General features: G+C 72.1%; 19 protein-coding genes. 12 read left to right on the top strand and 7 right to left on the bottom strand.

Annotated features, from left to right (window positions below):
• Positions 1-299 precede the first annotated feature (299 nt).
• Positions 300-1,184 carry an aminoglycoside phosphotransferase family protein gene (locus ABZU25_RS30720; RefSeq protein ID WP_355032839.1) on the top strand — a complete coding sequence of 295 codons (885 nt, stop codon included), beginning with the start codon at positions 300-302 and terminating at the stop codon, positions 1,182-1,184.
• A gap of 23 nt (positions 1,185-1,207) precedes the next feature.
• Positions 1,208-1,675: a hypothetical protein gene (locus ABZU25_RS30715; RefSeq protein WP_355032838.1), complete on the top strand. Its 468-nt coding sequence runs from the start codon at positions 1,208-1,210 to the stop codon at positions 1,673-1,675.
• On the opposite strand, the gene ABZU25_RS30710 is transcribed toward ABZU25_RS30715, so the two are convergent.
• Entirely contained in the window at positions 1,605-2,552 is a 948-nt protein-coding gene (locus ABZU25_RS30710) for a DUF389 domain-containing protein (RefSeq protein WP_355032837.1), read from the bottom strand. The genes ABZU25_RS30715 and ABZU25_RS30710 overlap by 71 nt on opposite strands.
• A 210-nt stretch (positions 2,553-2,762) precedes the next feature.
• On the opposite strand from ABZU25_RS30710, the gene ABZU25_RS30705 reads away from it, so the two are divergent.
• The 4 genes from ABZU25_RS30705 to ABZU25_RS30690 are packed head-to-tail and all read left to right on the top strand — an operon-like array spanning position 2,763 to position 6,416.
• On the top strand, positions 2,763-3,920 hold the full coding sequence (locus ABZU25_RS30705) for a DegT/DnrJ/EryC1/StrS family aminotransferase (protein WP_355032836.1): 1,158 nt from the start codon (positions 2,763-2,765) through the stop codon (positions 3,918-3,920).
• Positions 3,917-4,570: a sugar transferase gene (locus ABZU25_RS30700; RefSeq protein ID WP_355032835.1), complete on the top strand. Its 654-nt coding sequence runs from the start codon at positions 3,917-3,919 to the stop codon at positions 4,568-4,570. Before ABZU25_RS30705 ends, ABZU25_RS30700 begins: the two co-directional genes overlap by 4 nt.
• On the top strand, positions 4,567-5,214 hold the full coding sequence (locus tag ABZU25_RS30695; RefSeq protein ID WP_355032834.1) for a NeuD/PglB/VioB family sugar acetyltransferase: 648 nt from the start codon (positions 4,567-4,569) through the stop codon (positions 5,212-5,214). Before ABZU25_RS30700 ends, ABZU25_RS30695 begins: the two co-directional genes overlap by 4 nt.
• A complete protein-coding gene (locus tag ABZU25_RS30690) occupies positions 5,211-6,416 on the top strand; it encodes a glycosyltransferase family 4 protein (RefSeq protein ID WP_355032833.1) in 1,206 nt (401 codons plus the stop codon). Before ABZU25_RS30695 ends, ABZU25_RS30690 begins: the two co-directional genes overlap by 4 nt.
• Positions 6,417-6,477: 61 nt before the next feature.
• Here the strand turns inward: ABZU25_RS30690 and wecB are convergent, their stop codons facing one another.
• The 4 genes from wecB to ABZU25_RS30670 all read right to left on the bottom strand — a co-directional run bounded on the left by wecB (position 6,478) and on the right by ABZU25_RS30670 (position 10,892).
• Positions 6,478-7,602 carry a UDP-N-acetylglucosamine 2-epimerase (non-hydrolyzing) gene (wecB, locus tag ABZU25_RS30685; RefSeq protein ID WP_355032832.1) on the bottom strand — a complete coding sequence of 375 codons (1,125 nt, stop codon included), beginning with the start codon at positions 7,600-7,602 and terminating at the stop codon, positions 6,478-6,480.
• 22 nt (positions 7,603-7,624) lie between these two features.
• Positions 7,625-8,749, bottom strand: a complete 1,125-nt coding sequence (locus ABZU25_RS30680) for an NAD-dependent epimerase/dehydratase family protein (RefSeq protein WP_355032831.1) — start codon at positions 8,747-8,749, stop codon at positions 7,625-7,627.
• The gene (locus ABZU25_RS30675; protein WP_355032830.1) at positions 8,743-9,783 is read right to left on the bottom strand and encodes a polysaccharide biosynthesis protein; all 1,041 of its coding nucleotides are present in this window, start codon (positions 9,781-9,783) and stop codon (positions 8,743-8,745) included. Before ABZU25_RS30675 ends, ABZU25_RS30680 begins: the two co-directional genes overlap by 7 nt.
• Before the next feature lie 143 nt (positions 9,784-9,926).
• Positions 9,927-10,892, bottom strand: a complete 966-nt coding sequence (locus ABZU25_RS30670) for an NAD-dependent epimerase/dehydratase family protein (RefSeq protein WP_355032829.1) — start codon at positions 10,890-10,892, stop codon at positions 9,927-9,929.
• A 161-nt stretch (positions 10,893-11,053) separates the two neighbouring features.
• Between ABZU25_RS30670 and ABZU25_RS30665 the strand changes: the two genes are divergently transcribed.
• The gene (locus ABZU25_RS30665) at positions 11,054-12,289 is read left to right on the top strand and encodes a glycosyltransferase family 4 protein (protein WP_355032828.1); all 1,236 of its coding nucleotides are present in this window, start codon (positions 11,054-11,056) and stop codon (positions 12,287-12,289) included.
• Here the strand turns inward: ABZU25_RS30665 and ABZU25_RS30660 are convergent.
• Entirely contained in the window at positions 12,205-13,503 is a 1,299-nt protein-coding gene (locus tag ABZU25_RS30660; RefSeq protein WP_355032827.1) for a glycosyltransferase, read from the bottom strand. The two genes, ABZU25_RS30665 and ABZU25_RS30660, sit on opposite strands and share 85 nt — an antisense overlap.
• A gap of 2 nt (positions 13,504-13,505) precedes the next feature.
• On the bottom strand, positions 13,506-14,639 hold the full coding sequence (locus tag ABZU25_RS30655; protein WP_355032826.1) for a glycosyltransferase family 4 protein: 1,134 nt from the start codon (positions 14,637-14,639) through the stop codon (positions 13,506-13,508).
• A 422-nt stretch (positions 14,640-15,061) separates the two neighbouring features.
• Between ABZU25_RS30655 and ABZU25_RS30650 the strand changes: the two genes are divergently transcribed.
• The 5 genes from ABZU25_RS30650 (at position 15,062) to ABZU25_RS30630 (ending at position 22,369) form a co-directional block, all read left to right on the top strand.
• Entirely contained in the window at positions 15,062-16,210 is a 1,149-nt protein-coding gene (locus tag ABZU25_RS30650; protein ID WP_355032825.1) for an aminotransferase class I/II-fold pyridoxal phosphate-dependent enzyme, read from the top strand.
• A 147-nt stretch (positions 16,211-16,357) separates the two neighbouring features.
• Complete coding sequence (locus tag ABZU25_RS30645; protein ID WP_355032824.1) at positions 16,358-18,232, top strand: polysaccharide biosynthesis protein; 1,875 nt, start codon at positions 16,358-16,360, stop codon at positions 18,230-18,232.
• 137 nt (positions 18,233-18,369) lie between these two features.
• On the top strand, positions 18,370-19,788 hold the full coding sequence (locus ABZU25_RS30640; protein ID WP_355032823.1) for an oligosaccharide flippase family protein: 1,419 nt from the start codon (positions 18,370-18,372) through the stop codon (positions 19,786-19,788).
• A 17-nt stretch (positions 19,789-19,805) separates the two neighbouring features.
• The gene (locus tag ABZU25_RS30635) at positions 19,806-21,155 is read left to right on the top strand and encodes a glycosyl transferase family 1 (protein ID WP_355032822.1); all 1,350 of its coding nucleotides are present in this window, start codon (positions 19,806-19,808) and stop codon (positions 21,153-21,155) included.
• Between the two features lie 20 nt (positions 21,156-21,175).
• On the top strand, positions 21,176-22,369 hold the full coding sequence (locus ABZU25_RS30630) for a glycosyltransferase (RefSeq protein ID WP_355032821.1): 1,194 nt from the start codon (positions 21,176-21,178) through the stop codon (positions 22,367-22,369).
• Positions 22,370-22,392: the final 23 nt, after the last annotated feature.

The raw sequence follows: 22,392 nt of genomic DNA, 5'->3' as shown, positions 1-22,392 counted from the left end.
ATCTCTTCACGTTCTGCCGCTGACAACCGTCCAGCCACCACAACCACCTCCATCACCATCAACGAAGGTGTTGCAACCAGCGGTTGACCCCAAGGCGCGAACGGATATTGTCCAAGATCTGGAGTTGTCGGCCGTTCCAGGCGAGCCCGCCCCAGATCTGGGGCAGCTCGACAGGGGGCGTTCGGAGGTTGGGGTTCGGAGCGCGGTCATCCGTGACTGTGTCAGCCAGCGGCGGCGGGCGGCGGGCGGGAAACGGGTCGCGTGTGCGCGGGGTTCTGGGTGATGATCTCGCGGTGCGGATGCATGCCGACCAGGTGGACGTGAGCGCGGACGTGGTTGCCGCGCTGGTGGCCGAACAGTTTCCGCGCTGGCGAGGGCTGCCGGTGCGCCCCCTCCCTTCGGCCGGCACCGTGAACGCCCTGTTCCGGCTCGGCACGGAATTCGTGCTGCGGTTTCCGCTGCGACCCTCCGCCGATCCCGCGCTGCGCGACACGCTGCGGCGGGAGCAGGAACACGCCGTGCTGCTCGCGGCACACCTGCCGGTCGCGGTGCCCGAACCGCTCGCCCTCGGTGCGCCGGGCGACGGGTACCCCGGGTCGTGGACGGCGTACCGGTTCATCCCCGGGGAGACGGCCCAGCCCGACCGGATCGACGACCCGGACGTCTTCGCCCGTGACCTGGCCGCTGTCGTGGTCGCCCTGCACGGCATCGACACCGGCGGACGGTCGTGGCCGGGGTTCGGCCGGGGCGGGCCGCTGGCGGACCAGGATGCCGACGTACGGGCCGCCCTCGCCGTCAGCGGCGAACTCACCGACACCGCCGCGCTCGCCGAGGTGTGGGACCGGTGCCGCAACGCGCGCCGGGACGACCCGGCCGACGTGTGGATCCACGCCGACCTGATGCCGGGCAACCTGCTGGTCCGCGACGGGCGGCTGGCCGCGGTCATCGACCTGGAGTCGGTCAAGGTGGGCGACCCCGCGGTGGATCTGATGCCGGCGTGGAACCTGTTGGACCCCGGGTCGCGGGAAACGTACCGGCGGGCGTTGGGCGTGGACGACGCCACCTGGGAGCGGGGGCGCGGCTGGGCCCTGGAGCAGGCGATCAACGCGCTGCCGTACTACGTCGACACCAACCCGGTGATGGCCGGCATCGCCCGGCACACCCTGCTGGCCGTACTCGACTGAGTCGGTTCGCGTACCGTCGGCTCGTGGGTGAGGGCGACGACAGCGAGTGGCGGGAGCGGCAGCGGCAGGCGGTGCGGGCACACGCCGACGCGGACGCGCGGCGACGGGCCGCCGAGCAGGCGGAGGCGGCGGAGTTGGTGGCCTGGTTCGTGGCCGAGGCGACCCTTCGAGGGCTGCCCACCACCCGGCTGGTGGCCCGGGGCTACGACGGGCGCGGACGGTACCGGACCAGGCTGACCGGCTGGTACGTCGACCGGGCCGGCACCCGGGCGGTGGACGTGGCCGGCCGGTTCCATCTGTTGACGGTGCCCGGCGGCGTGCGGGCCTGGCTGTTCGGTGTCGACCCGCAGCCCAGCCCGGCGCCGTTGGTCGTCGGAGCGGGAGGCCGCGACGGCGAGTCGATCTCGTTGCGGACGCTGCTCACCCGGCTGCTGGACGGCGGGACCGGCGGGCCAGCTGCCACCACCAGGCCTGCTGCACCACGAGGGTGAGCAGCCCGGCCAGGACGATCGCGCACAGGTTGATCACCAGTTGGAGTGCCGAGCCGCCCGCCTCGTCCCACGCCCCGTAGGCGGCGGCCACCGCCACGTTCGCCGCGGCCGGCACGGTGGTCACCGAGATCAGCACCCCGACCAGGCTGCCGGATTTCTTCGACGTCAACGACAGCATGCCGGCCACACCGGCGAGCAGGCCGACCACCCAGGACAACGCGTCCGGCCGCCAGATGAAGTCGGTGAGCGGACGCTCGGCGAGCAGCATCTCCCGGCTGACCAGGCCAGCGGCGTTCAGCGCCCACGTGCTGAGCACTGTCGCCACCATGGCTGCCAGGAAGCCGACCGAGAGCGCCTGCACCGAGCGGCCGATCACCCCGAGCCGGCGGCGCAGCAGTGCCACGCAGAGCGCGGCGAGGGGGCCGAACTCCGGACCGACCACCATCGCCCCGACGATGAGGATCGGCTGGTCCAGCAGCACACCGATGCCAGCGATCATGGTCGCCACCACGATCAGGACGAGGTAGGTGCCGGACAGTTCGGTCTGCTCGCCGGTCTTCGCGGCGACCTCGTCCCAGACCACCGCGTCCGCGCCGCTGCCGGGGGCCTGGCGGGCTGCCCGCTCGGCCGCGCGCGAGAGGGTCAGCTCCACGTCGTCGGCCGCGATGCCGCCGCTGGTGTCCACACCGATGCGCTGCAGACCCTGCAACACCTGGTCGGCGCTCTCCCGTACGACGTCGCAGAGGATGAGATCGCCTTTCGGCTGCCGGGCGGCACCGGGCAGCACGGCCAGGTGCGTCACCCCCACCGCCGCGGTGAGCAGGTCGACGACCTCGGCCGACCGGTCGGCCGGGGCAATCACCCTCAGGTGCAGCACTCGTTCTCCCTGGTGTGGACGTATGGCCAACGGCCGGCAGCACTTTACCGGCCCGGCGGACGGCCCAACGTGAAGCCCGAACGGGTTGATTCATCGCATTGTTGGCGAAACCACGCCGTCGGGCCGATACCGGCCGTTACAACAGTTGTGGTCTTCCCTACCGTCCGATCGGAGGCGCCATCCGTGGATCTGATCCACCACCGTCCGCCCGTGGCGCGCAGCGGCGGCCCAGGCGTGACCGACCCGGTCTTCCTCTCCCCACCCGACGTCGGCGAGTTGGAGGAGTCCTACCTCCTGCGAGCCATCCGGGCCGGGCGCTTCGACCCGGACGGACCGGAGCTGGACGCGTTCGAGCGGGAAATCGCGGCACGGGTCGGCGTCGGCCACGCGCTGGGGCTCTCCTCCGGCACCGCCGCCCTGCACCTGGCGCTGCTCGCCGTCGGCGCGGGGCCGGAGACGGTGGTGGTGGTGCCCACGCTCACGTTCGCCGCCACCGCCAACGCGGTCACCTACACCGGCGCCGAACCGGTCTTCGTGGACTGCGACGCGTCCACCGGCAATCTCGACGTCGACCTCCTCGCCGACCTGCTCGGCCGTCTCGTCGACGCGGGCCGACGGGTCGCCGCCGTGCTGAGCGTGGACCTCAACGGCCGGTGCGCCGACTACGACCGCTTGCTGCCGCTCTGCGCGGCCACCGGCGTCCCGGTGGTGGAGGACGCGGCGCAGGCGCTCGGCTCGACCTATCGGGGGCGGTGTGCCGGCACGTTCGGCCGGGTGGGGGTCTACTCGTTCAGCCACAACAAGGTGCTGACCACCACGGGCGGCGGGATGCTGGTCTCCGACGACCTCGCGCTGGTCACCCGAGCCCGTCACCTGGCCACCCAGGCCCGCGAGCCGGTGTCGCACTACGAGCACCGCGACGTGGGCTACAACTACCGGCTCAGCACGTTGCTGGCCGCGCTCGGCCGCGCCCAGCTCACCCGCCTGGACAGCATGATCGCCCGGCGGCGGGCTCTGCATGACCGGTACGCCCGGCTCTTCACCGGCGTGCCCGGCACCCGGATCCTCGGCGCCGGCGACCCCGGCTCGAACTGCTGGCTGACCTCCGTGGTGGTCGAACCCGAGCGGACCGGCTGGCAGCCCGGCCAACTCGCCACGCACCTGGCCCGCCACGGCGTGGAGTGCCGCTCGATGTGGAAACCGATGCACCGCCAACCGGTGTACGCCGACCGGCAGGTCGCCCACACCGGTGCCGCCGACCGTCTCTTCGCCACCAGCCTGGCCCTGCCCAGCGGCTCCGCGCTCACCGACGACCAGGTGGAGCGCGTCATCGCCGCGATCACCGAGTTCCTGGACGGAAACCGATGAAGCGGCCCTACGACACCGTCAAACGGATGCTGGACGTGGTCCTGGCCGCCACCGGCCTGCTGCTCGCGACGCCGGTGCTCGCCGCCGTGGCGCTGGCCGTGCTTGTCACAATGGGTCGGCCCGTGCTGTTCCGGCAGGCCCGCCCGGGTCGGCACGGCCGACTGTTCCACCTGGTCAAGTTCCGTTCGATGACCGTCGGCGGTGCGGACGAGGCGCTGGCCAACGACGCCGTCCGACTCACCTCGTTCGGCCGCTGGCTGCGTACGACAAGCCTCGACGAGCTGCCCCAACTGTGGAACGTGCTGCGCGGCGAGATGAGCCTGGTCGGGCCGCGCCCCCTGCTGCCGGTGTACCTGACCCGCTACAGCCCGGAGCAGCTCCGCCGACACGAGGTTCGCCCCGGCATCACCGGTCTCCAGCAGGTGTACGGGCGCAACACGCTGAGCTGGGACGAGCGTTTCGCCCTCGACGTGCACTACGTGCGGCACCGCTCGCTCGTCCTGGACCTGCGGATCCTGCTGCGCACGGTACGCACCGTCGTGCGCCGGGAGGGGATCACCGCCTCCGGCGCGGCCACCGCCCACGAGTTCCTCGGCCCGGCCGAGCTGGCCACGGCCGGCGGTCACGGGCCGGCAGAGGGCCGCCGGTGAGCCTGGACATCGTCATCGTCGGGTGCGGCGGGCACGGCCGGGAGGTGCTCGGCATCGTCCGGGCCGTCAACGCCGCCGCCCTCGGCGGCCCGGTGTGGCGGGTACGGGGCTTCGTCGACGACCAGCCCAGCGAGGTCAACCTGAAGCGGGTGCAGCGGCTGGAGGTGCCCTACCTCGGCGGCACCCCCCGCCTGGGCGAGCAGCCCGCCGGCACACACCTGGCGCTGGGCATCGGGGATCCGGCTGCCCGGCGGTCGGTGGACCAGCGGCTGAGCGCGTACCGGCTGCCGGCGGCGGTGCTCGTGCACCCGGACGCCACCGTCGGCCCGGACACCGTCTACGGCGAAGGCCTTATCGTGTTTCCCGGCGCCCGGGTCACCACGAACGTCACTGTCGGTCGGCACGTGCACCTCAACCAGAACAGCGCGGTGGCGCACGACTGCACGGTCGGTGACCACGTGTCGGTCAACCCGTTGGGGGCGGTTTCCGGCGACTGTCACCTGGGCGACGGGGTGCTGATCGGGGCCGGTGCCGTGGTGTTGCAGAGGCTGCGGGTCGGCGCGGGCGCCACCGTCGGCGCCGGGGCCTGCGTGGTCCGCGACGTACCCGCCGGCGCGGTGGTCAAGGGAGTTCCGGCCCGGTGAGCGTGGGTCCCCGCGCGAGCCGGCCGCTCGGCGTCCGCCAGCTTCGGATCGCGGTGCTGGTCAGGAGCAATGCCGGCGGGATGTGGCTGCTGCCGCAGGTCGAGGAGTTGCGGCACCGGGGGCATGAGGTGACAGTCGTGCTGCCGCGGGGCGCCGGCCGGCTCACCGACGAGTTGGAGCGCCGCGGCGTCGACGTGCTCAGCTCCCCCTACGACTTCACGATGGGCCGGTACGCGCCCATCGGGCTGCTGTTGCTGCGCGCGCTGCTCCGCCGGCTGCGCCCGGACGTGGTGCAGTACCACCTGATCGCCTCGGCGTACGCGGTGCGACTGGCCACGCTGGGCCTGCCGGTACGCCGGGTGCACATGGTGGCCAACCCGGCGTACCTGGAATCCCGGTTGGTCCGCTCGGTGGAGCGGTTGCTGTGGCGGCTGGACGACGTGCTGGTCTGCGGCTGCCGGTACGCCTCGGCCCGGTACGGCGAGTTGGGGTGTCCGCCGCAGCGTCGCCCGGTCGCGGTGTACGGGGTGGACACCGACGCGTTCAGCCCGGACGCCGCCGGCCCGGACCAGCGGGCCAAGATCCGCGCCGAGTTGGGCATCGACCAGGGCGTGTTCCTGGCGGTGATGGTCGCGCACGTCCAGGCACCGAAGTGGTTCATCCACTCGGGTCGGGGGGTCAAGGGGCACGAGGTGCTGCTGGCCGCCTGGCGGACGTTTCGCCGCCGGCACCCGGACGCGCACCTGCTGCTTGTCGGTGGCGGCCGGACGGCTGCCGGTGCGGACTACCGGCGGCAGCTCGGTGCGCGCTTCGGCGTCGCCGACGACCCCGGGATCACCTGGGTGGAGTCGGTCCCGGACGTGCGGCCCTGTTACGCCGCCGCGGATGTCAGCGTCTCCCCGTCCCTCGGCGACGGCCCCGGCGCGGCGGTACAGGCTGGCGCGATGGGTGTGCCGAGCATCGTCAGCGCGGCCGGTGGTCTGCCCGAGGCGGTGACCGAGCGCTCCGGCTGGGTCGTCCCGCCGGGTGATCCGATGGCTCTGGTGGAGGCGCTCGACTCGGCGTACCAGGGTTGGGTCGCGGGCCGGCTCAGCCTGTGCGGCCGGTTGGCCCGCCGGCACATCCTGACGTCCTTCGACGACCTGCGGGCGGCGGCCGAGGTGGCGGACATCGTCGAGGACGTGGCGGGCCGGCGGCGGTGAGCGCGCCGCCGGGCGGCCGGTGGCCGGTCCCGCCGGACCACCGACCGCCCACTGTGGCGGCTCAGTGCCGGATGCCGGCCCAGTCGTGGTGCCGGCGCACCGTGGAGAGGATGAAGTCGACCACCCGCCGGGAGGTGTCCGGCACCTGGTAGTCGGCCGGGCAGGGCACACCCTCGGCGGCGACCTGCGCCACCGTCACCTCGACCGCCTCGACCACCCCCTGCGGGTCGAGACCGGTCATGATGATCCCGCCCGCGTCGAGCGCCTCGGGGCGTTCGATGGACTCGCGCAGGGTCACCGCGGGGAAGCCGAGGATGGCGGCCTCCTCACTTATCGTCCCGCTGTCGGACAGGGTGCAGAACGCCTTCGTCTGCAGGTGCACGTAGTCGAGCAGACCGAACGGGTCGTGGAAGGCGATGCCGTCCAGCGCGGTGGCGTCCGGGGCGAGTGCCTCCAGGCGCTTGCGGGTACGCGGGTGGGTGGAGACCAGCACCGGGTGGCCCCAGCGGTCGCGGACCGCGACCAGGCAGTCAAGCAGCCGCCGCAGCCGGTCGGGCCGGTCCACGTTCTCCTCCCGGTGCGCGCTGACCAGGAAGTACCGGCCTTCGTCCAGCTCCAGTTGCCGAAGGATGGTCGAGCTGGCGATCGGGGTCCGGTAGTGCTCCAGCACCTCCCGCATCGGCGAGCCGGTGTGCAGGATCCGGCGCGGGTGCAGGCCCTCGGCGAGCAGGTTACGCCGGGCGTGTTCGGTGTAGACCAGGTTGAAGTCGGCGACGTGGTCGACAAGTCGCCGGTTCGTCTCCTCCGGCACGTTGAGGTCGAAGCAGCGGTTGCCGGCCTCCATGTGGTAGACCGGCACCCGCATCCGCCGGGCCATCAGAGCCGCGATGCAGCTGTTGGTGTCGCCGAGCACGAGCAGCGCGTCGGGCCGCAGCTCGGCGATCGCCGCCTCCATGCCGACCAGGACACCGCCGAGCACCCGGCCCAACGAGGTGGTGTCCACGCGCAGGAACCGGTCCGGCTCGCGGAGTCGCAGCTCGCTGAAGAACACGTCGGAGAGGGCGCTGTCCCAGTTCTGCCCGGTGTGCACAAGGACGTGGTCGACGGTCTCGTCCAACCGGCTGAGCACCCGGGACAGTCGGATGATCTCGGGACGGGTGCCGACGACCGTCATCACCCGGGTCATGTGGTCTCCCTCCGCAGGTCACTCACCGGGCGCCCACCGGCACCCGGTGTTCGTCGCCGACCGGCTCCGGCCACGTGTCGGGCCGTTCCGGGTCGAACAGCTCGTTGGTCCAGAAGAGGGTGAGCAGCTCGTCCGGGCCGGTGTTTGTGATGTTGTGCGCCCACATGGTCGGCATGTCGACGACCACGGGTTGGTCGCCGCTGACCGGAAACCGGACGACGTCGGTGTCGCCGACGCGGCGCAGGCTGATCTCGGCGGTGCCGCGCAGCACCACGAACCGCTCCACCTTGGCCAGGTGGAAGTGCTCACCCCTGGTGATCCCGGGCCGGGTGGTGGAGCAGAAGGTCTGCCCCGCTCCCCCGTGCGCCTTGACCGTCTCGACCAGCGCCCCCCGGGCGTCGGCCCGACTGGGCAGGGCCAACGGGTAGTGCGCCGGGAAGCAGTGCGACCGGTAGGTGTTGAACAGCCGTACGTCGTGCCGGTCGCGCAGCGGCGGGATCTCGCCGGTGCGGTAGATGCCGGCGTACGAGGCGAGCTGGTCGGCGAGGTCGCGGACCCCGATCCGCAGTGCCGGCAGCGCCGGGTCCCAGGAGCCGCCCGCGGCCACGCCGGCCAGCCGGGCGGCGGCGTCGGTGACGTGCACCAGGTCCAGCTGTCGGTCGGCGTGCACCTCCGGCTGGCCGCCCTCGGCGAGGACCCGGCAGAAGGTGGCGACAGCCGAGTTGTACCAGGGTCGGCCGTGCTCGCCGTACAGGTTGGGCAGCAACACGTCGTCCAGTGGCACACCGGTCTCGGCGAGGATGCCGGCTGCGGTGGCCTTGGCGTCGCCGTAGGGGGTGCCGTTACCGGCCTGCACCGAGTTGGCGAAGACCACCTGAGCGGGCGGGTCCGGGCAGGCCCGCAGGCCGTTGGCGAGCTGGGCGGCGAGCTGGACGTTGCCGGCGGCCACGTCGGCGGGCTCACCCCGGTTGACCCCGGCCAGGTGCAGCACCCGGTCCACCCCGGCGATCTTGCGGGCGACCACCGCCGGGTCGGCCAGGTCGGTACGGGTCAGCACGGCCGGCTCGGGCCAGCCGAGCGCGCGCAGCAGAACCCGCACGTGCCAGCCGAGGAAACCGCCGGCGCCGGTGACGGCGAGGCTCAGCACGCCAGCACCGGGTCCCGCAGCGCCAGCTCCGCCCGGATCTCCGGCAGCGACCTGAGCAGCCGCACCACATCGGGTACGCCGAGTCGGGTGGCGTTCGCCGAGTTGAAGTCCTCGCCGGGCCGTTCGCCCAGCTCGCCCTCGGAGATGTAGAGCGCGTAGTTGAGGTCCCGCCCGTCCAACGGCACCCGGTAGAAGTCACCGAAGTCCTCGGCCTGGGCCAACTCCTCCCGGCTCGCGAGGGTCTCGTGCGACTTCTCGCTGTGCCGTACGCCGATGATGTCCAGCTTGAACGGCACGTCGAACAGCTGGCAGACGGCTTCGGCGAGGTCGCCGATCGTGCAGGCGGCGGCCTTTCGGATGAACACGTCGCCGGGGCGGGCGTGGTGGAAGGCGTGCTCGACCAGGTCGACCGAGTCGGCAAGCGACATCAGGAAGCGGGTCATGGCCGGGTCGGTGACGGTGGGCGCGCGGCCGGCCTTGATCTGCTCGATGAAGAGCGGGATCACCGAGCCGCGCGAGTACATCACGTTGCCGTATCGGACGCAGGACACGGTGGTGGCGCTGTTCGGGTTGTTCCGGGCGTACGCCTGGGCGACCTTCTCCATCAGCGCCTTGCTCATGCCCATCGCGTTGACCGGGTGGACGGCCTTGTCGGTGCTGAGCACGACGACCGAGCTGACGCCGTTGTGCGCGGCGGCCTCGACCACGTTGCCGCTGCCGAGGATGTTGGTGCGCACGGCTTCCAGGGGAAAGAACTCGCAGGACGGCACCTGCTTGAGCGCCGCCGCGTGGAAGACGAAGTCGACGCCCCGCGTGGCCCGCAGCACCGTGTCGACGTCGCGCACGTCGCCGACGTGGTAGCGCATCCGCTCGTCACCGATGGAACGCCGCATGGCGTCCTGCTTGGCCTCGTCCCGGCTGAGGATCCGCACCTCGGCGACGTCCCGGTCGAGCAGTCGTCGCGCCATGGTCTGTCCAAAGGATCCGGTCCCACCGGTGATCAGCACCCGGCGGCCCGCGGTCATCACGCTCATTGGTTCTCCCGTTCGTCACCCGGCGGGCGGGTCTCACCCGTCGACCCGGCGCGGCACATTGCTGCGCGCTGCGGCGCGGGCGCCGGTCTCCGGCGGTCAGGCGAAAGCCCCGCCGGATGCGGCACCCGGGTCAACGAGAGGCCCTAGCAGCAGATACGCGTTTGGGCCGCAAACGGACCAAACGAGGCGGCCATCCAGGACACCGTGCGCTCCAGGCCGGTGCGCAGTGGCACCGGCCGCACCGCGGGGAACAGCTCCCGCAGGCGGGTGCAGTCGGCCTGCGAGTCCCGCACGTCACCCGGGCGCGGCGCCTCGTGCGCCACGGGCAGCGGACGGCCCAGGATGTCCTCCAGCTCGGCGATCATGTCGAGCAGGGAGATCCGCGCGCCGAAGGCCAGGTTCACCACGTCGGTGGTGGACACCCGACGGACCACGGCGTCGACGATCACCGAGGTGACGCTGCCGACGAAGGTGAAGTCGCGGGTCTGCCGGCCGTCGCCGTGCACGCGCAGCGGCTCGCCGGTGAGCGCGGCGGTGACGAAGCGGGGCAGCACCGCGGCGTACGCGTGGTGCGTCGCCTGCCGCGGGCCGTAGACGTTGAAGAGGCGGAACGGGAGCACGCCCAGGCCGTAGCAGGTGGCGTAGGCGAGGGCGTACGCCTCGGCGGCCAGCTTGGAGACCGCGTACGGGGAGACCGGGATGGGACGCAGCCCCTCCTCGCGGGGCAGCACCGGGTTCACGCCGTAGACCGACGACGAGGACGAGAGGATCACCTGCTGGACGTGGTGCCGGCGGGCGGCCTCCAGCACCATCAACGTCCCGGTGGCGTTGACGTGGTGGCTGGGCAGCGGCCGGTCGATGGAGCGCGGCACCGAGCCGAGAGCGCCCAGGTGCACGACGCTGGCCGCGCCGTCGAACGTCTCGTCCAGCAGGTCCGGGTCGAGCACGGTGCCCAGGCGCAGCCGGACGGGCTGGTCGTGCAGGTTGTCCAACCGGCCGGTGGAGAGGTCGTCGACGACCACGACGTCGGTCACCTGGGGTGCCTCGTCGAGCGCCCGTACCAGGTTGGCGCCGATGAACCCGGCGCCACCGGTCACGACTACCTTCAACGCGTCTCCCGTCGGACTCGGCCCCAGGCGGCCACCAGTGTGACAACGAGTGCCCTTCGCGCACGTCACGCGAAGCGGACACCGCACGCGTGTCCTTCGATCCCTTCCGTCAGTTGTCTGCCCCAGGTGGGCGAATTGCCGTCGACGGGAGTGCCGGGCGCATGCGAATCGGACTGATCAGCCAGTGGTACCCGCCGGAGAGCGCCTTCGTGCCGGGTCAACTGGCCACGGAGTTGGCCCGCCGCGGCCACGAGGTGCGGGTGCTGACCACCTTTCCGAGCCTGCCCCTCGGGCGGACCTACCCGGGTTGGCGGCAGCGCTGGCACCACCGGGCCACCGATCGCGGGGTGACCGTCCGCCGGGTGCCCGCGTATCCGAGTCACGACCGTTCCGGCCTGCGCCGGGCGGCGAGCTATCTCTCCTTCGCCACCACCAGCACCCTGGCCGCCCCACGCCACCTGCGCGGCGTCGACGCCCTCTACGTCTACCATCCGCCGCCCACCGCGTACGCCGCCGCCGGTCTGCTGCGGTTGCTGCGCGGCGTCCCGGCGGTGCTGCACGTGCAGGACCTGTGGCCGGAGTCGGTGGCGGCGTCCGGGATGGCCCCACCGGGGCTGGCCGGGCGGGCGATGGACCGGGTGCTGACCGGCACGATGCGCCGGATCTACCGGGCCTGCGCCGGCATCGCGGTGATCGCGCCCGCCATGGCGGAACAGCTGATCGAACGGGGTGTCGACCCGGGTCTGGTGCGTACCGTGTTCAACTGGACCGACGAGGCGATGTTCCGGCCGGTGGACGGCACCGACGCGGCCCGAGCGACGATCGGTCACCGGGGTCGGACGACTGTGATGTTCGCCGGCAACCTGGGTTTGTTGCAGGGCGTCGACGTTGCCATCCGAGCCGCCGCCGCGGTGCCGGACGCGGTGGACCTGGTCTTCGTCGGCACCGGGTTGGGAGCGGAACAGGCCCGGCGTCTCGCCGACGAGCTGGGTGCGGACAACGTGCGGTTCGTCGGTCGCCGTTCGGCCGTCGAGATGGCCGAGCTGTACGCCGCCGCCGACTACCAGCTGGTCATGCTCCGCGACCTGCCCTGGCTACGCGGGACGGTTCCGTCGAAGTTGCAGGCCGCGCTGGCCTGCGGCGCCCCGGTGCTGATGTCTGCCGACGGCGACGCCGCCCGGTTGGTGAGCACCGGCGGGGCGGGTCTGGTCTGCCCGCCGGACGACTGGCGGGCGTTGGCCGACCAGTTCGCCGCCGCCGCCCGGGTGCCGGCCGAGCAGCGGATCGCGATGGGCCGTCGGGGTCGTCAGCTCTACCTGGACCGGATGTCGTTGCGGGTCGGCGTCGACCAGATCGAGGACCTGCTCAGCAAGGCCGCGACGGGCGGCCGGGGCTGAGCGCCGCGCCGCTCGGGCAGCCCGGCGAGGAAGTCGCTCATGCGGCGACCCTGGGCGGCCGGGTTGCGCGTCTCCCGCACGAAGCGGGCCCCGCCCGTCCCCAGCGCTCGGGCCTCCTCCGCCGGCAGCTCCAACACCCGGCCGACGGCTGTCTGCAGCCCGGCGGCGGTGTCCGGCTCGGCAAAGGACAGCCACGGCGCATATTCCTCGGGGATGCCGGGCAGCCGGGTGCTCACCACCGGCACCCCGGCGGCGAGATACTCGATGATCTTCGAGGGGAAGGACCAGCGGACGAAGTCCTGGTCCACCGGGCGCGGATTCACAAGCACTGTCGCCCGGGCCAGCCGGGGCAGCAACTCCGGCCGGGGCAGCAGCGCGGGGGGCACGATGCGCCGATCCGCGGCGGCCTGGTCCCGCAGCCAACCCGCCAGCTCGCCCCGGCCGTACACGCACAGCCGCAGGTCGTCCCCGGGAAGACCGCGGAACGCCTCGACCAGCCGGTCGACGCCGTAGGCGCGGCTCAGGCCCCCCGCGTACACGATGTCCCTGGTCATCCCGGGCGGCACCGGCGGGCCCGCCGGATCGGCGGAACAGATTCCCTCCAGCACCAGCCGGGGCCGGCCGGGCGCGAAGTCCTCGGCGAGCGCGGCGGTCAGCGCGATCACCCCGGAGCAGCGGGCGAGGGCGGCCCGGACCAGCGCGACGTCGAGCCCGCGCAGCAGCCGGACCAGCCGACCGTCGGTGGGCAACGCGACACCCGGCGGGTCGGTGAGCACCGGCACCACGCGGACGCCGCGGCTGCGGGCCCGCAGCACACCGAACCAGAGGAACGGCGAGTGCACGCCGTGCACCAGCAGCACGTCGGCGTCCCGCTCACGCAGTGCCCGGCCTCCGGTACGCCAGGCGGCGACGAACCGGGTGAGGTGTTTGAGGCCGAGCAGGTTCACGAACGCCAGCAGGTGACCGTCCACGTCGTCCTGGCGGAACCGACCCGCCCGGAACCGGATCTGCCCGTTGCCCGGCCAGGTGGACACCGGCGCCGCGGAGAGCAGGTACAGCGGACAGTCGGCGGCCCGCAGGCTCCGCACCAGGCCCCAGGCGAAGGTGTGCGTCTGGGTGGGCAGGCCGGTGTCCCGGGCGATGATCTCGGCGAGCAGGTCGTCCGGCACCGTGAAGCCCAGCAGGGTGACCCGTGGGCCGCGTCGCCGCGCCACCGTCACTCCCCGAGGATCTGCTGGTAGACCCGGTCGAGGCGACCGAGCATGACGTCGAGGTGGTAGTCCTCGGCCACCACCGTGCGACCCAACTCCCCCAGCCGGCGCCGCTCGGCGGGGTCGTCCAGCAGCGGCGTCAGCGCCGCGGCCAGGGCATCCGGGTCGCCGGCCGGCACCAGCCGGCCGCCGCCGGAGCGCAGCACCTCGACGTTGCCGCCCACCGCCGACGCGACCACCGGCAGCCCGTACGCCATCGCCTCGAGCAGCGCGTTGGAGAGGTTCTCGTGCAGGGTCGGGAAGACGAAGAGGTCCGCCGCGGCGAGCAGGTCCGGTACGTCGAGACGGTTGCCGAGCAGGCGTACCTCGACCCGGCCGGCTTCGGCAAGCGCGGCCCCGATCCCGTCCCGGTCGGGCCCGTCGCCGGCGACCAGCAACACCCGGCGGGTGGCGGACGGCGGCAACCGGCGTACCGCGTCGGCGAGGACGCCGTACCCCTTCTCCCAGGTCAGCCGGGACACCACGATCATCGTCACGTCGTCGGGGCGCAGGCCCAGCTCGGCGCGGACCCGGTCCCGGGCCGCGCGTGGCCGTGCCGGCAGTGGTACGCCGTTGGGGATCACCCCGACGAACTTCCCGCCCAGGTCGCGCAGGAAGTCCCGGCCGGCGGCGTGCGCACAGACGGTGCCGACATGGGTGGCCAGCCGCAGCGTCACGGGCTCGGCCCCGTGCACGAGCAGTCGACGCCGCCAGGCGCGACCCGGTTGACACAGGTCACGGACGGTGCCGTGCACGGTGACCAGGATCCGCGGGCAGCCGGCGAGGCGGGCGGCGAGCACGCCGTGGAAGCCCTCGTTCTGCAGACCCCGCACGTGCACCAGATCCGGGCGGACCCGTCGGAGCAGCCGCACCCACTCGCGTAGCAGCGGCACGTTCAGGCTGCCGTTGCCGGCGTGCTGGTGCATCCGGACGAACTCGTAGCGGTCGGCCAGGGGCGAGGCGAGCACCCTCTGCACGGCGGTCAGCGGGCCGTTGGCGCCGGGGGTGCCGGCCGAGTGCTGCACCAGCACCGGTCGGCCCGGCACGGGGCTCGGACCAACGCCGGGGCGACGCGAGGTGTCGCGCACGGCACGCTGCATGTCTCCCCATCCCGACGGCCGCTCGGCCACGAGCTGATCCCGGCCGCACCATCACGGCAACTGCGGCACCGGTCGCGAGGTGACGGCACACCCGGGGGCGTCGCCGGTCACCGGTGAGCGGGAGCCGGCCGTTCCACCTGCCCGCCGGGGTCCCCTCGCCCGACCGGTCAGTTTTCCCCTCGCCCGACCAGTCGTCGCGACGCTCACGAGCGGTCGGGTGACCTGCCGCCCGCAGAAGGCTGCCGAGCTGGCCGTGTCCCTCTGCGAGTTTCGGGGTTGATCGGGGGAATGCTGGCCGACTGTCGCCTATTGGCGCGGTCATCCGGTTTCTACCGGGTCAGGACGCATACCGAGCGTCACCCCGACGCCGTTGGAGGTGGGATCGTGCCGATGCCTGGTGGTCTCGTGACCGGCGGTGCCCGATGAGCGGCACCGTGTACCTGTCGCCACCCGACATCGGGCCACTCGAGGAGTCGTACCTGATCGCCGCCCTGCGCTCGGGCTGGGTCGCACCGGTCGGCCCGGACCTCCAGGCGTTCGAGCAGGAAGTCGCGGCCCGGGTTGGCACCGGCGGCGCGGTGGCCGTCAACTCCGGGACGGCGGCGCTGCACCTCGCCCTGCTCGGTGTCGGTGTCGGCCCCGGCGACGTGGTCATCGTGCCCACGCTCACCTTCGTCGCCACCGCGAACGCGGCCCGCTACATCGGGGCGCGGCCGGTCTTCGTCGACTGCGACCCCCGGACCGGCAACGTGGACGTCGCTCTCGTCGACGAGGCGCTGCGACGGCTGCGGTCGCGCGGTGAGCGGATCGGCGCTGTCGTTCCCGTCGACATGTTCGGCAGCTGCGCCGACTACCGGGCTCTGATCCCGGTCTGCGCCGACGCCGACGTCCCGGTGGTGGAGGACGCCGCGGAGGCCCTCGGCGCCCGTCACGGGGGTCGGGCCGCCGGCTCGTTCGGGCGCGTCGGCGTGCTCTCCTTCAACGGCAACAAGATCATGACCACCTCCGGCGGCGGGATGCTGGTGTCCGACGACGCCGCGCTCCTCAGCCGGGCCCGTCACCTCGCCACCCAGGCCCGCGAGCCCGCCCGGCACTACGAGCACCGCGAGACGGGGTACAACTACCGGCTCAGCAACCTGCTCGCGGCGCTCGGTCGAGCCCAGTTGCTCCGGCTGGACGCGATGATCGCCCGCCGCCGACACCTGCGCGATCACTACGCCAAGCTCTTCGCCCCGGTGCCGGGCGTCCGGCTGCTCGGCGCGGAGGACAGCGAGTCCAACTGCTGGCTCACCGTCATCACCGTCGAGCCGCAGCGGTGCGGCTGGCGGGCCGACGACCTGGCGGCCCACCTGGCCGAGCGGGACATCGAAACCCGGCCGGTGTGGAAACCCATGCACCTGCAGCCCATGCACGACGGCGCGGAGGCGCTGCTCACCGGCGCCGCGGAGCGACTGTTCACCGATGGGCTCACGCTGCCCAGCGGAAGCGCTCTCACCGAGCCGCAGATCGCCCGGGTGTCGGCCGCGATCGAGGAGTTCCTGAGCCGCCGGACGGGAGCCGGCGCGGTGTGACGACCGGAGGGTGCGGGAGATGGCCGGTGTGCTGTTCGCCGGAAATCGCCCAAAAACACGAAACTGCCTGTAACAAGGACAAAGGGCTTTTAGTCCCTTCTGTCGTACGCGGCGGAAGCGGTCGGAGACGGGTCAGGGAGCCAGCACATGTCGCAGGAGACTGAGCACACCGAGCACGCGGACCGCTCGACACGGCGAGCCCGGGCCCGCCGCCGCACCGCGGGCTTCCTCGCCACCGACACCACCGCCTGGGTCAGCGGCTTCGCCGCGGCGGTGTGGACCCGGTTCGAGTTCGATCTCCCGGCGGGCCAACTGGGCCGGGCCGCGGCGATCGGCCTGCTCGCGGCAGTCGTGCACGTGGCCGTGGCGGCGGTACGCCGGCTCTACTCCGGGCGACACCCGCTGGGCAGCCTGCAGGAGGTCCAGGGCGTCGCCGGCACCGCCATCCTGACGGCGGCCATCGTGCTGCTCGGCCTGCTGTCGTCCGGTGAGCGGCCGGTACCGGCGAGCACCCCGCTGGTCGGCGGCGCCCTCGCCCTGCTCCTGATGCTCGGCGCCCGGTTCGCGTACCGGCACCGCCGCGACCTCTCCATGCGTCCCGACGTCCGGTCGTCGACAGCGGTGCTGCTGTTCGGGATGGGCAACGCCGGGCAGGAGCTGCTGCGGGCGATGCTCGGCGACCCGCGCGGCCGATACCTGCCGGTGGGGGCCCTCGACGACGATCCGGACAAGCGCGACCTACGCATCCGGCGGGTGCGGGTGCTCGGCGGGCGGCACGACATCGATGCCGCGGTCCGCCGTACCGGCGCGAAGGCGGTGATCTTCTCGGTGGCCAACGCCGACGCGGCGCTGATCCGCCAGATCCGCGAGGCCACGCTCGGCGCGGGGGCGGTGTTCAAGGTGTTGCCCCCCGTGCGGGACCTGGTCGACCACCGGATCACCGTCACCGACGTCCGGGACGTGCAGATCGGCGATCTGCTCGGCCGCCGGCAGGTGATCGGTGACCTTCCGCTGAACACGAACAGCCTGACCGGGCGGCGGGTCCTGGTCACCGGCGCCGGTGGGTCGATCGGCTCGGAGCTGTGCCGTCAGGTGATGAAGGCCAACCCGGGTGAGCTGATGATGCTGGACCGGGACGAGTCGGCACTGCACGGCCTGCAGATGTCGCTCGCCGGCCGAGCCCTGCTGGACAGTCCTGAGCTGATCCTCGCCGACCTGCGCGACGACGAGGGCCTTCGCCGGATCATTCGGGAGCGCCGCCCTGAGGTCATCCTGCACGCGGCGGCGCTCAAGCACCTGACCCTGTTGCAGCGGCACCCCGGCGAGGCGGTCAAGACGAACATCTGGGGCACCCTGTCGGTGCTGGACGCCTGCCAGGACGTCGCCAGGTTCGTCAACATCTCCACCGACAAGGCGGCCGACCCGATCAGCGTGCTCGGGTACTCCAAGCGGATCACCGAGCGACTGACCGCGCACGCCGCGTCCCGGTTCCCGGGGACGTTCCTCAGCGTCCGGTTCGGCAACGTGCTCAGCAGCCGCGGCTCGGTGGTGACGGCCTTCCAGCGACAGATCGAGGACGCCAAGCCGCTGACCGTCACCCACCCGGACGTCACCCGCTACCTGATGACCGTCCAGGAGGCGGTCCACCTGGTGCTCCAGGCCGCCGAGATCGGCCGGGACGGGGAGGCGTTGGTGCTGGACATGGGCGAGCCGGTCCGCATCGCCGACCTGGCCCGGCAGATGGCCGAGCAGGCGTCCAGCAGGGTGCCGATCGTCTACACCGGCCTTCGTCCCGGAGAGAAGCTGCACGAGGACCTGTTCGGCACCGGCGAGGTCGACACCCGGCCGTTCCACCCGCTGGTGTCCCACGTGGCCGTGCCGGCGCTCGACCCGATGGAGGTGAGCGGGCTCGACCCGTACGACGACGCGGCGAAGGTCGCCGAGCACCTGGCGCTGCTCTGCGCCCAGCCGATCGACCCGACGGTGGACGGTCCGGTGGGCGTACCCCTGCAGTCCCGGTGACCGGCGCGGCGGACGGTGCCGAGAGCCGCACCCAAATCCCCTCACCGGCAGTTATGACCGTGAGGAACCCCAACGCGAGGCCGCGTCGCGGCAGCCGCGTCCCTCCGGCGTTCGCCGCAGATCGATAGGACCGAGAGATGCGGGCCCCATCCGGCAGCTTTGAGCGGCCCGAGCCGCCGGACGTCGCAGCACCCGCCGCGGGGCGGGGCGTCCAGACCGTCGCGCCACCCGCGCCGGCGGCCCCCACTCCCCCGGCCCCGAGTCGCGCTCGTCGGCTGCTGTCCTGGATCGCCACCGCTGCGTTGAGTCGGGCGGTCAGCGCTCTCGTACCACTCGTCCTCCTCCCCGTGACCCTGTCCTACCTGGGCACCGACCTGTACGGGCTGTGGGCCGCGGTGCTCGCCGTCACCGGGATGGTCGCCTTCGCGGACCTGGGCGTCGGCCTCGGGCTCATGACGAGGCTCGCGCCGTGTCGGGTGGACGGCGACTCGGACACGGCCCGGCGGTACGTCTCCAGCGCCTACGCGGCGGTCTGCGGGGTGGCGCTCCCGACGTGTGGCCTGCTCTGGTTGTTCGGTGGGTTCATCCCGTGGCCGCTGCTCTTCAACGCGACCGGGACGGCGGCACGGGACGCCCACCTCGTCGCCCTGGTGTGCCTGACCGCGTTCCTGCTCAACATTCCGCTGTCGCTTGTCGCCCGCGTCCAGTACGCGTATCAGCAGGTGGCGGCCAGCAATGTCTGGCAGGCGACGGCGAGCGCGCTCTCGCTACCACTCGCGCTCGGCGCGGTGTACGCGAAGCTGCCCCCGATAGCGGTGATCGCCAGCATCGCCATCGGCCCGTTACTTGTCAACATCGCCAACACGGTCTGGACGTTCGGTTGGCGGCTGCCGCACCTGGCGCCCCGGCCGAGATTCGTCGACAGTCGGGGGGTCCGGGAGCTGTTCGGCCTGGGCGGCCTCTTCTTCATGGTCACGCTGACAATGGTCCTGGCGGACAATGCCGACCCATTGATCATCGCGCACGCGTTGGGCCTCGCCAGCGTCACCGCGTACGCGGTGCCGGCCAGATTGTTCAACCAGCTCGGCGCACTCGTGACACTTGTCAACCAACCACTGTGGCCGATGCACGGTGAGGCCCTGGCGCGTGGCGACCTGGACTGGATACGCCGCACCGTGCGCCGGATGACGATCGTGTCGACGCTTATCGCCGTCCTGCCATCGACCGTCCTGGTGTTGTTCGGCGAGCAACTCCTCGCCGCCTGGCTTCCGATTTCCATCGGAAACCGGTCACTGCTGCTGGGCCTCGCCTGCTGGTGGATCGTGCTGGCCGCGATCTCGCCACGGTTCATGGTGCAGAACGCGGCCGGAGTCGTCCGCCCCCAACTGTGGGGCTATCTGTTGTACCTACCGCTGTCCATTGTCGGAAAAATGCTCGGAGTGCACTGGTGGGGGGTGGCCGCGGCTCCGTACGTCGCCGTTGTCATCTACACCGGGACGGTTGTCCCGGCGGCCATCTTCGGCTACCGGCGGGCGCTGAGAATACGGACCACTTGAGAGAGGTGGATGCACCGATGGTGTTGGACGAGGAATTCCCGCGGGTGCTGGTGGTGAGCCACACGCCCTTCAGCCGCGTCAGTGGCACCGCAATGACCCTGTCGAATCTCTTCTCCGGCTGGCCCAAGGACCGTCTCGCCCAGGTGCACACCGGAAACATCACGCCGACCACGGAAGTGTGCGAGAACTTCTTCCACTTCCCGCCGCGGGACCACTACCTGCCCATCCAGTACTACGCCATGCGGATGTCGGGCTGGAACGGTCGCACGCCGCTGCAACAGAGCCGGCCGATCGCTGCCGTACACGCCGCGGCGGAGAACCGTCCCACCATGGCCAAGATCTACGCGCAACTGCGCGCGACAGCCGATCTCAGCCCGATCCGCGTCCCCCCGGCGCTGATCGAGTGGATGCGCGACTTCCGGCCCGACGTCGTCTACTCGATGCTCGGCAGCGTGCGGCTGACGAGGATCACGGCGCTCGCGGCGCGTACCTGCGGCGTCCCGGTCGTGCCGCACTTCACCGACGACTGGCCGGCAACCCTGTACGACAACGGTGAACTCTTCGGTCGGGCCGACCGATCCGTCCAGGAGACGATCGCGAGACTCATCCGCCTGGCTCCGCTCGGCATGGTCATCAGTCAGCCGATGGCCCAGGAGTACGCCCGGCGATACCGCATTCCGTTCAGCGCGTTCGCGAACTGCGTCGACGAGACCTTCTTCGCCCCGCCCCGCCCCCAGGCGGAGCAGCGGGAAACGACAGAGCTGGCCTATGTCGGCGCTCTGCACCTCAACCGCTGGCAACCGCTGCGCGACATCGGCGCCGCACTGGACGGCCTGGCCGCTGCCGGTCTGCCCGTCCGGCTGACCATCCACGCTCCGGAGCAGGACCTCACCCGGTACGCGCGACACTTCGCCCCCCTGGCCCGGGTGCGGCTGGGGCCGTCGCTGACCAGCGACGAGGTGCCCGCCGCGCTGCGCGGCGCGGACGTCCTCGTCCATATCGAGTCCTTCGACGACGAGATCCGCCGCTACACCCGCTACTCGGTCTCGACGAAGATCCCCCAGTACCTCGCCTCGGGCCGTCCGATCCTCGGCTACGGGCCGGCCGAGGTGGCGTCGATGAACCACCTCCAGGTGGCCGACGCGGGCGTCATCGTCGGCACCGACGACAGCGCGGCGCTGGTCCGCGGCCTGACCGACCTCTGCCGGGACGCGGCCCTGCGGGAGCGGCTCGCCCGCAACGGGACCGCCTTCGCCCGGCAGGAGCACGCCAAGGAGAACGTGGCCGCGCGGTTCGCCGCGACGCTGGGCGCGGCGGCGCGAACCGGATCCGCCACCGCCGGGGCCGCCGGCCGGCAACTGACCTAGAAGCAAGTCGAGGTGCTGCGATGAGACGTACTGGATGGGTCGCCTGTGTGGGTCCGTTCCTCTTCCCGTGGGGTGAGGCGGGGTCCCGGCGGGTCTACGGCCTGGTGGCGTCGTTGGCCGCCGCCGGCTACGACGTGGTGGTTGCCAGCGGTGGGCCGGAGCCGCTGACCAGCACGGCGTTGCCGGGCGTCGACGGACCGGGCTCGGTCTCCCACCTCGGTCTCGCGGAGCGGCCGTCGCCGGAGGCGGGGCCGCTCGGCAGCTCCGTTCAGACGCTGGTGCGCTGGGGTCAGCGGACGGCTCGATGGCTCGACGCCCAGCCGACCAAGCCGTCCCACGTGCTGGTGCACGGCGGTCAGGCCCAGTACATGTTCCACCTCCAGCGCTGGTGTCGTCGCCACCGGGTGCCGCTGATCGTCGACGTCGTCGACTGGTTCAACGGACGCTACGTGCGTGGCGGCTACCTCGGCCCGCTGCACGTCAGCATGAAGCTGGCCCTGCGCCACTACTACCCGCGGTGCGACGGCATCATCGCGATCAGCTCCTACCTGGAAGACCACTACCGCCGTAGCGGTAGACCCGTCCTGCGGGTGCCACCCACCCTCGACGTCAAGAGCCTGACGTTGGAGGCCCGGCAGACGGCTGGCGACTCGCCGCCGCTCACGCTCGCCTACGCGGGGAATCCACACGGAAACAAGAAGGATCTCCTGGGCACCGTCATCGAGGCGGTGGGCAACGTCCAGCGCGACGGCGCGAGTGTCGAGCTGCGCGTCTACGGCCCGACGCTGGACGAGGTGCGCAGCCTCTTCGGCGGTCGGACGCTGCCCGACGGTGTGCGGTGCCTGGGTCGGCTACCGCAGGTCGAGGTGTCGAACGCCCTGCAGGGAGCGGATTTCACAGTCCTCGTCCGCCGGCCCGAGCGGGCGGCGGACGCGGGCTTCTCGACGAAGTTCTGCGAGAGTCTCGCCAGCGGCACACCGGTGATCGCCAACCTCACCAGCGACATGGGGAGATACCTGCGCCCCAACCTTGAGGGCCTGGTCTGTCGGGACCACACGGTTGCCGAGGTCACCGGGGCGTTCCGCGCGGCGGCGGGGCTGAGTTCGGCGCAGCGCAGCGTCATGCGCCAGGCCGCGCGGAGCCAGGCCCTCGAATCGTTCGACTACCGGGCGTACGCGGAGCCTCTCGGCAGGTTCTTCCGGCAGTGGGGCTGAGACGGCACGCACGTGCCGCCCGG

Source organism: Micromonospora sp. NPDC005215 (assembly GCF_040607915.1).
In the GTDB taxonomy this organism is placed as follows: domain Bacteria; phylum Actinomycetota; class Actinomycetes; order Mycobacteriales; family Micromonosporaceae; genus Micromonospora.
Note: the sequence above shows the minus strand (reverse complement) of the source record. Positions and strands in the feature narration are given on the sequence as shown.

What these genes read in the sequence shown, in the direction of transcription:
- ABZU25_RS30720 (WP_355032839.1), top strand. Translation starts at nt 300, where the DNA reads ATGCATGCCGACCAGGTGGACGTGAGCGCGGACGTGGTTGCCGCGCTG.
- ABZU25_RS30700 (WP_355032835.1), top strand. Translation starts at nt 3,917, where the DNA reads ATGAAGCGGCCCTACGACACCGTCAAACGGATGCTGGACGTGGTCCTG.
- wecB (WP_355032832.1), bottom strand. Translation starts at nt 7,602, where the DNA reads ATGACCCGGGTGATGACGGTCGTCGGCACCCGTCCCGAGATCATCCGA.
- ABZU25_RS30675 (WP_355032830.1), bottom strand. Translation starts at nt 9,783, where the DNA reads ATGAGCGTGATGACCGCGGGCCGCCGGGTGCTGATCACCGGTGGGACC.
- ABZU25_RS30665 (WP_355032828.1), top strand. Translation starts at nt 11,054, where the DNA reads ATGCGAATCGGACTGATCAGCCAGTGGTACCCGCCGGAGAGCGCCTTC.
- ABZU25_RS30655 (WP_355032826.1), bottom strand. Translation starts at nt 14,639, where the DNA reads ATGCAGCGTGCCGTGCGCGACACCTCGCGTCGCCCCGGCGTTGGTCCG.
- ABZU25_RS30650 (WP_355032825.1), top strand. Translation starts at nt 15,062, where the DNA reads ATGAGCGGCACCGTGTACCTGTCGCCACCCGACATCGGGCCACTCGAG.
- ABZU25_RS30645 (WP_355032824.1), top strand. Translation starts at nt 16,358, where the DNA reads ATGTCGCAGGAGACTGAGCACACCGAGCACGCGGACCGCTCGACACGG.
- ABZU25_RS30640 (WP_355032823.1), top strand. Translation starts at nt 18,370, where the DNA reads ATGCGGGCCCCATCCGGCAGCTTTGAGCGGCCCGAGCCGCCGGACGTC.
- ABZU25_RS30635 (WP_355032822.1), top strand. Translation starts at nt 19,806, where the DNA reads ATGGTGTTGGACGAGGAATTCCCGCGGGTGCTGGTGGTGAGCCACACG.
- ABZU25_RS30630 (WP_355032821.1), top strand. Translation starts at nt 21,176, where the DNA reads ATGAGACGTACTGGATGGGTCGCCTGTGTGGGTCCGTTCCTCTTCCCG.